The 12,739-nt window shown below is 61.6% G+C and carries 10 protein-coding genes; 3 read left to right on the top strand and 7 right to left on the bottom strand.

Annotated elements, in window-relative coordinates; genetic code table 11:
- Positions 1–23: 23 nt before the first annotated feature.
- From ACP7E6_RS10680 to ACP7E6_RS10655, 6 genes are all read right to left on the bottom strand, one after another.
- Positions 24–2,438 (bottom strand): circularly permuted type 2 ATP-grasp protein, encoded by a 2,415-nt coding sequence (locus ACP7E6_RS10680; RefSeq protein WP_426229752.1) that lies wholly within the window; start codon positions 2,436–2,438, stop codon positions 24–26.
- Between the two features lie 7 nt (positions 2,439–2,445).
- Positions 2,446–5,778 (bottom strand): DUF2126 domain-containing protein, encoded by a 3,333-nt coding sequence (locus tag ACP7E6_RS10675; protein ID WP_426229751.1) that lies wholly within the window; start codon positions 5,776–5,778, stop codon positions 2,446–2,448.
- 140 nt (positions 5,779–5,918) lie between these two features.
- Positions 5,919–7,259 (bottom strand): FAD-binding oxidoreductase, encoded by a 1,341-nt coding sequence (locus ACP7E6_RS10670; RefSeq protein ID WP_426229750.1) that lies wholly within the window; start codon positions 7,257–7,259, stop codon positions 5,919–5,921.
- Between the two features lie 105 nt (positions 7,260–7,364).
- Positions 7,365–7,751 (bottom strand): VOC family protein, encoded by a 387-nt coding sequence (locus tag ACP7E6_RS10665; RefSeq protein ID WP_426229749.1) that lies wholly within the window; start codon positions 7,749–7,751, stop codon positions 7,365–7,367.
- Between the two features lie 71 nt (positions 7,752–7,822).
- The gene (locus tag ACP7E6_RS10660) at positions 7,823–8,596 is read right to left on the bottom strand and encodes a VOC family protein (RefSeq protein ID WP_426229748.1); all 774 of its coding nucleotides are present in this window, start codon (positions 8,594–8,596) and stop codon (positions 7,823–7,825) included.
- A 282-nt stretch (positions 8,597–8,878) separates the two neighbouring features.
- Positions 8,879–9,607, bottom strand: coding sequence for a DUF899 domain-containing protein (locus tag ACP7E6_RS10655; protein WP_426229940.1), 729 nt, complete (start codon positions 9,605–9,607; stop codon positions 8,879–8,881).
- A gap of 75 nt (positions 9,608–9,682) precedes the next feature.
- Between ACP7E6_RS10655 and ACP7E6_RS10650 the strand changes: the two genes are divergently transcribed.
- From ACP7E6_RS10650 to ACP7E6_RS10640, 3 genes are all read left to right on the top strand, one after another.
- A complete protein-coding gene (locus tag ACP7E6_RS10650; protein WP_426229747.1) occupies positions 9,683–10,129 on the top strand; it encodes a MarR family winged helix-turn-helix transcriptional regulator in 447 nt (148 codons plus the stop codon).
- 59 nt (positions 10,130–10,188) lie between these two features.
- Positions 10,189–10,587 (top strand): VOC family protein, encoded by a 399-nt coding sequence (locus tag ACP7E6_RS10645; RefSeq protein ID WP_426229746.1) that lies wholly within the window; start codon positions 10,189–10,191, stop codon positions 10,585–10,587.
- A 298-nt stretch (positions 10,588–10,885) separates the two neighbouring features.
- A complete protein-coding gene (locus tag ACP7E6_RS10640; RefSeq protein ID WP_426229745.1) occupies positions 10,886–11,611 on the top strand; it encodes a class I SAM-dependent methyltransferase in 726 nt (241 codons plus the stop codon).
- 31 nt (positions 11,612–11,642) lie between these two features.
- Here the strand turns inward: ACP7E6_RS10640 and ACP7E6_RS10635 are convergent, their stop codons facing one another.
- Positions 11,643–12,569, bottom strand: coding sequence for a cation diffusion facilitator family transporter (locus ACP7E6_RS10635; protein WP_426229744.1), 927 nt, complete (start codon positions 12,567–12,569; stop codon positions 11,643–11,645).
- Positions 12,570–12,739 lie beyond the last annotated feature (170 nt).

The raw sequence follows: 12,739 nt of genomic DNA, 5'->3' as shown, positions 1-12,739 counted from the left end.
CGCGGTGCTGCGTTCGTCGTATGTTATCCGAGATAGGTTTGCGCGAGGATGTCGGAGAAACGGCCGAGTTCCTGTTCCAGATGGTTATAGACCTCGGCATTCATCGCTTCGGGTGTCATGACGGCGAGGCCGGCGTGGAGTTTCATGGCTTCGCGGTAGAAGGGCGACATCTGGCCGTTGGAGAAGGCATTCGGCAATTGCTCGACCTCCGTCTTTATCTCGTTCAGCTGATAGAGAACCGAGCGTGGGTTGAGCGGGTCGAGCGCCAGAAGGTCGGTGACGGTGAGGGCTGCGGTGTTGACGTTGTAGCGGCGGCGGTGGGTCATGACGCTGTCGCCGATTTCAAGCAGCATGTCATAGGCACCATCCGGTGCGTCCTCGCCGGACATATGGCCGAGCAACCGGGTCATGTGCAGGCCGCGCTCAAGATAGCGGCCGATCGACAGGAAACGCCAGCCGGTGAAGCGGTACATGTTTTCATGCACCAGACCGGCAAAGCCCGCGAGCTTGCGCAGGAGCACGGTCATTGCATGGGTGGCGTCGTCGCCGGCTTGGACCGTGGACTGGAATTTGCGGGCCGTCTTGGCAAGGTCGTTCAGCGCCAGCCAGCCATCGGCTGAGAAACGGTCGCGGATATTGCTGGCGGAAAACAGGGCGCTGTTGAGGTTGGCCATCAGGCTGTCGGGGACCGGCTGCTTGGTGTCGATATCGAGCACGGCCAGATAGTCGGTGATGTCCTTCAACAGCGGCATTTCGGTATTGGCGGTTTCGGCATAACGGCCATGCCAGGCGCGCAGGATGCGCAGCGCGCCTTCGGCCCGCTCGATATAGCGGCCGAGCCAGAAGAGATTATCGGCCGCCCGGCTCGGCAGGCTGCCGGGCATGATGCGGATGAAACTTTCCTCGGCCGGCAGAAGCGTCGTGTGTTCCACAGGCTTCTGGCTGACGATCCAGACGTCGGCGGCCGAACCGCCCGCCTGCATGGCGATGGCGGCGGCATCGGCACCGGAGCCGATGCGGGCAAAGCCGCCCGGCATGACCTGCCAGCCATCGCGGGTGCGGGCGACATAGACGCGCAGGCTCATCGGCCGCGGTGTCAGCTTGCCGTTGATCCAGGCGGGTGTGGTGGAAAGGGTGACGACCTCCTGGCCGACAAGTTTCGGGCCATCCGTCTGCAGCCAGTCGGTGACCGACACCTTCGCCGTATCGCGCAGCGACGAGCCGAGAACAGACTGGCCATTGTCGTCGAAGAAGGGGCGGGTGGAATAGGCCGGGCCGATCACCATTTTCTCGATATTGCCGGCCACCTGATCGCGTTCCGGCTGCTGGCCGCACCACCAGGTGGCGATGCTCGGCAGGATAGGGTCCTCACCAAGCAGGTGACGGCAGATGGTCGGCATGAAGGCGAGGAAGGCGCGGGTTTCCAGTATGCCGGAGCCGAGCGAATTGACGATCGATACCGAGCCGGAGCGCAGTGCCTCGACGATGCCCGGCGTGCCGATATGCGAACTCTGGTTCAATTCCAGCGGATCGGCAAAGGCGGCATCAAGGCGGCGCCAGAGTACGCCGACGGGCTTCAAGCCGGCCACGGTGCGGACCATGACGCGGCCGTCGATAACGGTCAGATCTTCGCCTTCGAGCAGCATGAAGCCGAGATAGCGGGCGATATAGGCGTGCTCGAAATAGGTTTCGTTGGCGACACCCGGCGTCAAAACGGCGATGCGGTCGTCCGGATGTTTCTTGCGCGATTGCAGTTCGTCGCGGAAGGCGCCGAAGAAGCCGGCCAGGCGATGGACATGGGTTTCGGCGTAGAGATCGGAGAAGGCGCGGGTGGTGGCGACGCGGTTTTCCAGCGCGAAGCCGGCACCCGACGGCGCCTCGGTGCGGTCCGACAGTACCCACCAGTTGCCATCCGGACCGCGGCCGATCTCGAACGAACAGAAATGCAGGAAATGGCCATCGGCCGGAAGCACGCCGACCATTGGACGCAGGAATTCCGGGTTGGAGGCGACCAGCGAAGGTGGCAGAAAACCTTCGGCGACCAGCCGGTTCGGGCCGTAGATATCGGCGGCCATGCGCTCCAGCAATTCGGCGCGCTGGATGAGGCCTTTGGAGACCGCCTGCCACTCCACGTCATCGATCAGAACCGGAACGTGGGAAAGCGGCCAGCTACGCTCAGAATTCTCCTTGGTGCCATAGGCGCGGTAGAATACGCCGGCATCGCGCAGATAGCGATCGGCGCGGGCGAAACGGTTGGAGAGCTCGGTCTCGTCCATGCGGCCGATGGAGGCGAGAAAATGCTGCCAGACCGGCCGGACACTGCCCTGCGTATCGAGCATTTCATCGGCGATTCCGGGCAGTGCGCGATAGCCGAAGACCGGATCGTTGCCGATCCGGTCTTCGCTCAGTGTCGCGTGGGCCGTCTGCTTCTTTGACATCAAAGTCCTACACGCCTGCCGGACGCCGCAAATCGAGCGTCAGGGGAAATTCTGCCGATGGGGCTTCAGGCGCCAGGGCATAAGCGCCGGCCGTATGCCCCCAGGGTTCGAAACGGGCTAGCCTGCGGGCTTCCGCTTCGTTGCCGTTCACCGGAAAGGTGTCGTAACTGCGCCCGCCCGGATGGGCAACATGATAGATGCAGCCGCCGATCGAACGCTTCGACCATGTATCATAAATGTCGAATGTAAGCGGCGTGTTAACCGGCAGATTGGGATGCAAACCCGACACCGGCTGCCAGGCCTTGTAGCGGACACCGGCAACGGAAACTCCATTGAAGCCGGTCTTGGTCAGCGGCAGGGCACGGCCGTTGCAGGCAACGGTGTAGCGTTCGGGATTGGCCGTCTCCAGCTTCACCTGCAGGCGCTCGACGGAGCTGTCGACATAACGCACGGTGCCGCCGGGCGCGCCTTCCTCGCCCATCACATGCCAGGGTTCCAGGGCCTGGCGCAGTTCGAGCTTGGCACCTTCGTATTCGACTTCGCCGCAGAACGGGAACCGGAACTCGAGCTGGGCCTCGAACCATTCCGGCCGGATATTGAAGCCGTTGGCCCCGAGATCATTGAGGATGTCGAGGAAGTCCTGCCAGACATAGTGCGGCAGCATGAAGCGGTCGTGCAGGGTGGTGCCCCAGCGCACCAGCTTGCCCTCGGCCGGGTTCTGCCAGTAGCGGGCGATCAACGCCCGCACCAGCAGCTGCTGGGCAAGGCTCATGCGGGCATTCGGCGGCATTTCGAAGCCGCGGAACTCGACCAGGCCCAGCCGCCCCGTCGGGCCATCCGGCGAAAACATCTTGTCGATGCAGATTTCAGCACGATGGGTGTTGCCGGTGACGTCGGTCAGGAGATTGCGGAACAGGCGATCGACCATCCACGGCAGAGGGGTCTGCGCCATGCCGGGCACGGGCACCTGCGCCATGGCGATTTCGAGCTCGTACAGCGTGTCGTGCCGGGCCTCGTCGACACGCGGCGCCTGGCTGGTCGGGCCGATGAACATGCCGGAAAACAGATAGGACATCGCCGGATGACGCTGCCAGTGCAGGATCAGGCTCTTCAGCAGGTCCGGCCGGCGCAGGAACGGGCTGTTGTTGGGATTGTTGCCGCCGACCACGACATGGTTGCCGCCGCCGGTGCCGGTGTGGCGGCCGTCGATCATGAACTTGTCGGCGCCAAGGCGGGTAAGCCGGGCTTCCTCATAGATCGCCGTGGTGATGGCGACGCAATCGGCCCAGTTGGAGGCCGGGTGAATATTGACCTCGATGACGCCGGGATCGGGTGCGACCCGCATGACGTTGATGCGCTCATCCTGCGGCGGCGAGTAGCCCTCGATATGGATCGGCAGGCCAAGATCGGACGCGGCTTTTTCAGCGGCGGCGATCAGTTCCAGATAATCCTCGATGCGCTCGACCGGCGGCATGAAGACGCAGAGACGCCCATCGCGTGGCTCGACGCTCATGGCGGTGCGCACAGCACCGCGGATATCGGCATTCGCCGCTTCCAGCACCTGCTCGATGCGCTTCTGGCGGGCGTCGGTGGCCGCCTTGCGGGAGGCCTCGGCCAAGGCTCTGGCCGGCGTTCCGTAATCTGGAAGAGGCTGGCGGTCGATCGACGGGTCTTCCGGGTGGATATAGGGATATTCCGACGGCGGCACGTAAGGCAGCGTGCCGAGCGGCATGCGGAAGCCGATCGGCGAATCGCCCGGCATCAGGAAGATCTTGCCGCGGCGGGTGCGCCATTTCTCGGAGATCCATTTCTGGCCCTCGGCCTTGGAATTCCACGCCTGGACGGGAAGAATGTAGCCGGTAGGGGTCGTCAGGCCGCGCTCGAACACCTTGGCGATGCGCGCGCGCTCCTCCGGGCTTTCCAGCTTAGAATTTTCCGGATCGACATTTTCCGGCAGGCTGCCTTCCTTGATGATCCATTCGGCGGGATCCTCGAAGGCGGGGATGATCATCTCCGGTTCGATCTCAAGCTCGGCGGCGATGCCGGTGAGAAGCGCTGCTGCCTCCTTGTCGGTGACCTTGGTATCCTGGCCCTCGGCAGCGATCAGATCGGGATTGTGCCAGATCGGCAATCCGTCCTTGCGCCAGTAGAGCGAGAAGGTCCAGCGCGGCAGGCTTTCGCCGGGATACCACTTGCCCTGGCCGTAATGCAGGAAGCCGCCGGGAGCGAAGCGTTCGCGTAAACGGCGGATCAGTTCGTCGGCCTTGTCGCGCTTGGTCGGGCCGACGGCGCCGGTGTTCCATTCTTCCGATTCGAAATCGTCGATGGAAACGAAGGTCGGCTCGCCGCCCATGGTCAGGCGGACGTCGCTGCCGTTCAGCACCTTGTCGACATGCTCGCCGAGCGCATTCAGCGCCTGCCAGCTTTCCTCGGAAAACGGCTTGGTGATGCGCGGATGCTCGGCCACGCGGCTGACGGTCATGGCGAAATCGAAGGTGGTGTTGGCATCGCCATAGAGGCCGCCGGAGATCGGCGCGGCGTTGCGGTAATGCGGCGTGGCAGCCAGCGGTATATGGCTTTCGCCGGTCAGAAGGCCGGATGTCGGGTCAAGTCCGACCCAGCCGGCGCCAGGAATATAGACTTCGCACCAGGCGTGCAGATCAGTGAAATCCACCTCGGTGCCGGACGGGCCGTCGAGCGCTTTCAGATCGGGGGCAAGCTGGATGAGGTAGCCGGAGACGAAGCGGGCGGCCAGCCCGAGATTGCGCAGGATCTGCACGAGCAGCCAGCTGGAATCGCGGCAGGAACCAAGCGCCAGCAGCAGGGTCGCTTCCGGCGTCTGGACACCGGGTTCCATGCGGATGATATAGTTGACCTTCTGCTGCAGGCGGGCGTTCAGGCCGACGATGAAGTCGATGGTGCGCATCGGCGTCAGGTCGATGCCGTTGATATAGGCTTCCAGCGCCGGGCTCATCGGCTCCGCCTGCATGTAGATCTTCAGGTCGTCGCGGATATCTTCGGGATAGGTGAAGGGGAAAGTCTCGGCCTCTTCCTCGATGAAGAAGTCGAAGGGATTGTAGACCGTCATGTCGGCGACGAGATCGACCTCGATCTTGAACTCGGTGACGGGGTCGGGGAAGACATAGCGGGAGAGGTAATTGCCGTAGGGATCCTGCTGCAGCGTGACGAAGTGATTTTCCGGCGTGACCTTGAGCGAGTGGCTGATCACCTTGGTCTTGGAATGGGCCGCCGGCTTCAGCCGGATGATCTGGGGACCGAGCCGCACCGGCTTGTCATACTTGTAATGTGTGAGGTGATAGATGCTTGCTTTGATCGCCATGCAGATTTTTATCCCCTTGATGACGGGTCTATGCCGCCATTGCGGGGATTTTGTGCAATGCGAAGAGAGATTGCAAGGCGCAATTCCCGGCGGACGGATTCATTTCCCAAGGGCAAGACGAAGCAGGCGCCTGTCGGGCGCTATTCCTGCGGCTCGATATTCTGATTGAGGCGGAACAGGTTGGCCGGATCGAGGCGTGCTTTCAACCGTGCAAGGCGCCGGTATTTTTCATCGCCATAGGCATCTCGGGCGATGCTCGAGCCGGTGTCGCTCTGTTCGTTGACATAGTTGCCGGCGATTGATGCGTCGGACAGCAACCGGCCGGTCGCGCGGCCCCAGGCAATGCATCTGTCATCGTCGGCGATATCGTCCCAGATGGGCTCGGACAGCCAATAATAGCCTGCTTCCCGTCCGGTATAGGCGGCTGCCTCATCCGGCACGTCACGGATGGCGCCCCCCAGCTGCATGGCATAGATCTCGCAATCCGGCGTCGGTGCACGAGCGATTGCGTCGATGATGTGTGCAATTGCCTGGTCACTGACATCGGACCAGAAGCCACCCTTGGCATAGTAACGGCGCGACCACGCGAAAGCCACGTCGTTGCGGCTTTGCAAGGTAAGATAGGACAGGTTTTCAAGCCCGCCGCTGGCGCCGTCCGCCAAGGCTCCGAAAGGTAACAGTGCAGCGGTGGCAAGGCCGGCATCGCCGTACCAGACGGCTGTGACGTGGATGCCAGACTGGGATGCGGTGAAGGAAACGGCAAAATCGCGGGATTGTTGACGCGCCCGATCGCGCAATACAGACAGGACCTTCAGGGCCTGCTCGATCGGGTAGATCCATTGGCCGGCGACGATGCCGCTGAACGCATGCAACTGGAACCTGAAACGGGTGACGACGCCGAAATTTCCGCCGCCACCGCGAATGGCCCAGAACAGCTCGGGGTTCCAGGTTGGGCTCGTCCAGGTGATATCTCCGGTGGCGAGCACGATCTCGGCACCCAGCAGGCTGTCGATCGTCAGCCCATATTTCCGGCTTGCCCAGCCCATGCCGCCGCCGAGTGTCAGGCCAGCGATCCCCGTGTGGGAAATCACGCCTGCCGGGACGATATAGTCTCTCGGAACCGTTGCGCGATCGAGATCGCCAAGCAAGGCGCCGCCGCCGACATCGACGGTTTGGGCGATGTTGTCGATGACGACGGAATGGATCAAAGACAGGTCGAGCACCAGGCCGTCATTGCAGGTGGACAAGCCGGGCAGGCTGTGGCCGCCGCCGCGCACAGCGAGCAAGGCGCCGGACGAGGCCGCCGCACGCACGGCTTTTTGAACATCCTCGACCTCCTGCGGCCGCACGATCGCGAGAGGCAGCCGATCGGCGATGCCGTTCCAGACCCGGCGATAGTGATCGTATTCCGGATGACCGGCCATGATCACCGGGCAGTGAAGATCTGCAGCGGTCAGCGCGTCTAGCAGCGAATTGGACATGATGCTTGCCCCCGACTGGTGGCGACATCTACCATATTTTAGCGAGTGCAGAAATGCCCCGTTTGGAGGCAAAGCATTTGCCGCGCGAGCGCGCGACGCACGCCGTCAGCTGAGCTCCTGGGCGATCTCCCAGACATGGCCGGAAGGATCGGCGAAGGCTGCGGTGCGGCGTCCCCAAGGGCGATCGACCGGACCGTTGAGCAGCGTCACACCGCGCCGCTGCAGCTCGGCGCAGGCGCCGTCGGTGTCATCCACCTTGATCGTCAGGAGGACGCGCGAGCCTGACGATGACTTGGCGACGATTGACGGTGCGACCAGCTCCGGTGCTTCCGTTGATTTCAGCAGGTTGACCATGGTGCCTGCGAATTTCAGCACAGCGGATACCGCGTCCTGGTAGACGATTTCGGGCGCAAAGGCCGTTTGGTAGAACGACCTTGCTTCGTCGATGTCATCGACAAACAAGGTGATGACCTCGATCGCGTCAAGCTTCATGGGGGCTCCGGAGTGGCTGGCGGCAAGGCCCCGGCGGTTTTACGCCGGTGCCTTGCCGCGGGGAGACGGATTTACCGTTTCATTGCCACAAGATTGAAATAGGCGCCTTGAGGATCGACGCAATTGACCACCCAGGCGCCGCCGGGAACTTCCATCGGGCCGTTGACGACTTTGCCACCCTTGGCGGTTGACCGTGCGATGGCTGCATCGAGGGCTTCGACGTTGAAGTAGAACCCCCAATAGGGCGGCGCAGGGATCGTCTCCGGCTTTTTCATCATGCCGCCGATCTGCGCGCCATCGTGGGAGAAGAGCTGGTAGACGCCCATGTCGCCCATATCCAGACCCTCGTCCTTCTGCCAGCCGAACATTTCCTGATAGAAGGGCAGGTCGGTGGCGAGATCACCGGCCATCAGTTCGTGCCAGCCGATGCTGCCGGGGTCCATCTGCTTGATATCCGGCATGTCGCCATCATCGGTGCCGAACAGGGCAAAGACAGCGCCGTGCGGGTCGGCGACGACGGAAAAGCGGCCAACGCCCGGAATATCGTCCGGCTGACGGTGGACGGTGCCGCCGAGCTTGGCAAGCTTCTTGGCAGCGGCATCGACGTCATCGACGCCGACATAGCCGAGCCAGGCCGGCGGAATGTTCATCGTAAGGGCACTTTCCGGCATGGTCATCAGTCCGGCGACGCGCAGGCCGTTGGTCTTGAACAGCGTGTAGTTCGCATCCGGCATGCCGGAATCGGCCGAGGTCCAGCCGACAACATCATCGTAGAAAGCTTCGGCAGCCTTGGTATCGGTGGTCATCAGTTCGTACCAGACGAACGCGCCGTGCGGCTTTTTCATAACAATCCTCCTCTTTGATGTTGATGGCCATCCGGCCGGAAAATGGGGTGGTTGCAATGTTCAAATGCGTGATGCTCACAGGAATGACCGGTTTCCACGTGAGTTGCAGGCGGCGGTGGCCGTGCACAAGGACTGCCTTCAACGCATCTTTTCCTCCGGCGCATTTCCGCTTTTCCTCGACCGCGAAAAACATTCGATCTGCGTCTTCGTCACCATGCCGGACGCAAAACCGCTGCGCAGTCTTGCTGGAAACGGTTCAAGCGTGATTGCCGGTCGGTCATGTCAGGCGCAGCAGGACTGCGCCTTAGACTCGGCGTCATATTCGTCATGACGCTTCACGAAGCTGAGGGTTCCGGTCTCGTTGCGGCCCTTTGGTGCGCGGTCGAGGATCATCAGGGTGGTGAGGATCTCCTCGCCGCCGCGGGCGTAGTCGGAATAGGTGTGGTAGACATTGCCGGCCTCGTCGCGAATGAAGGCGCTCATGCCGGGCAGTTCGTCATTGGCCTCGTCGCCGGAGATCTCGCGGAAATTATAAAAGACCTTGCCGCTTTCCAGTTCCTCCTTGGTGAAAGAGACGTGGTAGTCGAAATTGAAGTCGCTGCCGAACGACGAAACCCAGGGGAATTTCCAGCCCATGCGCGTCTTATAGGCTTCGATCTTGTCAAGCGGGGCGCGGGAGACCGTCACATAGGTGACGTCGTGATTGTTGAGATGGGCAAGCGTGCCGTCAATATGATCGGACAGGAAAGAGCAGCCCGGGCAGCCGGCCTCCCAGTCGGGGCCGAACATGAAATGGTAGATCATCAGCTGGCTGCGGCCGTCGAACAGGTCGGCCAACGTCTTTTTGCCGGCGGGCGTGTCGAATGTGTAGGTCTTGTCGACCTTGACCCACGGCATGTTCTGCCGGCCGGCGCGGATCTTGTCCCGCAGTTTCGTCTCTTCCTTCTCGGTGGCGAGCAGCGCCCTGCGCGCCTCAAGCCATTCGTCGCGGGATACAACCGGATTGCTCAACATCGTTCATTCCTCCTCAGAAAATCGCGTTTCGTTCCGCTTGACTGAATAGGTTGATATCAACATTATGTGAGCATGTCAAAGCCCATCGTGATTCCCTTTCAGACCACCCTTCATGTCCGCGACACATGCCTGTGCCTTCATGTGCAGCGCGCGGCGCGGGCGTTGGCGCGCAAATTCGATGACGCTTTGCGGCCGCTCGATCTGACCAACGGCCAGTTTTCCCTGCTGATGTCGCTCAATCGGCCGGACCCACCGGGCATGGGGCCGGTTGCCCGTCTTCTGGCGATGGACCGCACCACTCTGACGGCCGCGTTGAAACCGCTGGAGAAACGCGGGCTGGTGGTGACCGTGACCGATGACAAGGACCGACGCTTGCGCCGAATGAAGCTGACGCCTTCAGGCCATGCGTTGTTGTCGATGGCGGTGCCGATCTGGAAAAGCACGCATGCCGATGTCGATGACGCGCTGGGCGAGGGGCGGCCGGACCGCTTGCGCTCCGACCTTCTGGCGCTTGCCTGAGCATCCATTGCTGTCCGCTCAACGAGCGGACAACCCCATCATCAATGAGGAGACTGTTCATGAGGATGATTTTCGTAAACCTGCCGGTCAAGGACATTTCGCGGTCGAAGGCATTCTTCGCCGGGCTGGGATTCGGCTTCAATCCGGATTTCTCCAGCGACGATACGCTGTGCATGATCGTCGAGGAAAACATCTTCGTCATGCTGATGCACGAGGCGCGCTTCAAGGAATTCATCATCGACGAGATCAGCGACACCAGCAAGGTGACGGAAGTGCTGACGGCACTTTCCGCGTCCAGCCGCCAGGAAGTGGACGAGACCTTGGCCAAGGCCCTGTCGCTCGGCGGCAAGGCATGGCGGCCGGTGATGGACTATGGCTTCATGTATGGCTGCAGTTTTCAGGATCCGGACGGTCATGTCTGGGAGCTGGCCTATATGGAGCCGCAGGCGGCGGGTTGATGGGGGAGGGTGTCTTCGATTGCCTCTGCGTGTCCTCGATTGTTCTGCGGCAGAAAATTCTCCTCAGTCATCCCGGAACACGTCCGGGATGACTGAGGAAATAATTTTTCAAACACGAACAGCGATTGAGACCGAACCTTCAGCTTGGAGGCCGGTGCAAAGCCTAGAATCTCCCTTTGTGCCCCATCTCATTTTGTGAAAACGCATTCCCGATCCCACAATTCCTGCCACAAAACGCTGGCATGACGGGGCAAGCATCGCGATATGCGTCCCCCGACGACACAGAACATGGTGAAACATGACCCAGAACGTCTACGACAATCCTGAATTCTTCGAAGGCTATAGCCAGCTTGGCCGGTCGGTGGAGGGGCTGGATGGGGCGGCGGAATGGGCGTCGATCCGGGTGCTGCTGCCCGATCTGAAGGGCAAGCGGGTTGTCGATCTCGGCTGTGGTTTTGGCTGGTTCTGCCGGTTTGCGTGGGAGGAAGGTGCGGCAACCGTGCTCGGTTTCGATGTTTCGGAGAACATGCTGGCGCGGGCGCGGGCAACGTCCGATCCGGCGATCGTCTACGAAAAGGCCGATCTTGAGGTGCTGGAATTGCCGGAAGCATCCTTCGACCTCGTCTACAGTTCGCTCGCCTTCCACTATATCAGCGACCTCGAGGCGCTTCTGGCGCGTGTGCATTCGGCGCTGGTGAGCGGCGGCCAGCTGGTGTTTTCGATCGAGCATCCGATCTACATGGCACCTGCCCATCCCGGCTGGTCGAAGGATATCGACGGGCGGGCGACATGGCCGGTCAACGGCTATCTCGATGAAGGTCCGCGCACGACGGATTGGCTGGCCAAGGGCGTCGTCAAGCAGCACCGGACTTTGGGAACGCTGATCAACATCCTGATCGGCCTCGGGTTTACCTTGCAACATGTCGAGGAATGGGGGCCGTCGCTGGAGCAGGTTCTCGCCCATCCGGAATGGGCGGAGGAGCGCGAGCGGCCGATGTTCCTTCTGGTTTCTGCGCGGAAGTAGCGGCGCGCGCCCGTTCTCTCACGGGAAAGTGCTATTCCGCCCATTCCGTATCGGCCGTAAAGGCGATGGTCAGCCAGCGGTTGGGGCCTTCGCTGCCGATGCGGGCGCCGATGTCATCGCGCAACTGGTCCCACTCTTCGATCGTGCGGGCGGGCATGCCGGGCGGCACGATGAAATAGAGCTCCACCTGCATCAGGCGACCGATACGGGCGACATAGGCGCGATGGGACAGGAAAGCCTGTTCCTGGACCACCTCCTCAGCCACTTCATCGATCCTTGCCCGCAACGGCATTGGCGTCATCAGCAGAATATCCGACAGCGCCTGGCGCACGGTGCCGACCGGCATCGGGATGATGACGACCGAGACCAGCGCCAGAACGGCCGGATCGATATAGGGTGCGATCCACGCAAGCGACGTGCCTTCCACGACAAAGCCGCCGATGAAGGCGATCAGCAAGGCAGCGGTGATGCCGGCGGACATGATCCATGCGGTGGCATCCAACGTCAGAAACTCGGAGCGGATGGTGGCGTTTTTCTTCCGGACGACGATCGCCATGGTCAGGCACGCCACGAGCGCTATAGCGGCGTAGAGGATCGCATAGTCGAATTCGAGCGTATGGCCACCGGAGAGGATGCTGATGATCGCGTTGATCAGGGCGTAAACGGCGACGCTCATCAACAGGATGCCGTTCAGCCCGAGTACGATCGGCTCGAGATGCCAGAAGCCGAGGGAAAACCGTGCTCGCAGCTTGCCCCTGCCGCGGCTCGGATCGGTATCGCTGGCAATCAGCTTGGCAACCACCAAAGCCAGCGTGCTCATGCTGGCATCGGCCAGGGAATAGACCCCGTCGAAGGCGATCGAGAAAGAGCCGGTGACGATGCCGAAGAGAATACCGGAACAGGCGATCAGGATGGTCACGCCGATGGAGATTTTCAGGACGGTCTGTTCGGCTTGCATGGGTTTGCTCGGAGTGTGGTGGGCTTTGGGACTGACTTATGGGGATTGTGGGCGCGTTTCGCGGATTTGACTATATCGCAATGACGGCCGAATGGCGGCTTGGCAAAGAACTGCAACCATGTGCCGGCTTGCAGCGCATCGCCTAACCCAGAAGAGTCTTTGCGGCGGAA

This window comes from Pararhizobium sp. DWP3-4, assembly GCF_049898205.1.
In the GTDB taxonomy this organism is placed as follows: Bacteria; Pseudomonadota; Alphaproteobacteria; order Rhizobiales; family Rhizobiaceae; genus Pararhizobium.
This window is presented reverse-complemented; position numbering and strand designations above follow the sequence as displayed.

Excerpts from the sequence above, each read along its gene's own strand:
- ACP7E6_RS10650 (WP_426229747.1), top strand. The coding sequence starts at position 9,683 with ATGTCAAAGCCCATCGTGATTCCCTTTCAGACCACCCTTCATGTCCGC.
- ACP7E6_RS10660 (WP_426229748.1), bottom strand. The coding sequence starts at position 8,596 with ATGAAAAAGCCGCACGGCGCGTTCGTCTGGTACGAACTGATGACCACC.
- ACP7E6_RS10665 (WP_426229749.1), bottom strand. The coding sequence starts at position 7,751 with ATGAAGCTTGACGCGATCGAGGTCATCACCTTGTTTGTCGATGACATC.
- ACP7E6_RS10670 (WP_426229750.1), bottom strand. The coding sequence starts at position 7,259 with ATGTCCAATTCGCTGCTAGACGCGCTGACCGCTGCAGATCTTCACTGC.
- ACP7E6_RS10675 (WP_426229751.1), bottom strand. The coding sequence starts at position 5,778 with ATGGCGATCAAAGCAAGCATCTATCACCTCACACATTACAAGTATGAC.
- ACP7E6_RS10645 (WP_426229746.1), top strand. The coding sequence starts at position 10,189 with ATGAGGATGATTTTCGTAAACCTGCCGGTCAAGGACATTTCGCGGTCG.
- ACP7E6_RS10680 (WP_426229752.1), bottom strand. The coding sequence starts at position 2,438 with ATGTCAAAGAAGCAGACGGCCCACGCGACACTGAGCGAAGACCGGATC.
- ACP7E6_RS10635 (WP_426229744.1), bottom strand. The coding sequence starts at position 12,569 with ATGCAAGCCGAACAGACCGTCCTGAAAATCTCCATCGGCGTGACCATC.
- ACP7E6_RS10640 (WP_426229745.1), top strand. The coding sequence starts at position 10,886 with ATGACCCAGAACGTCTACGACAATCCTGAATTCTTCGAAGGCTATAGC.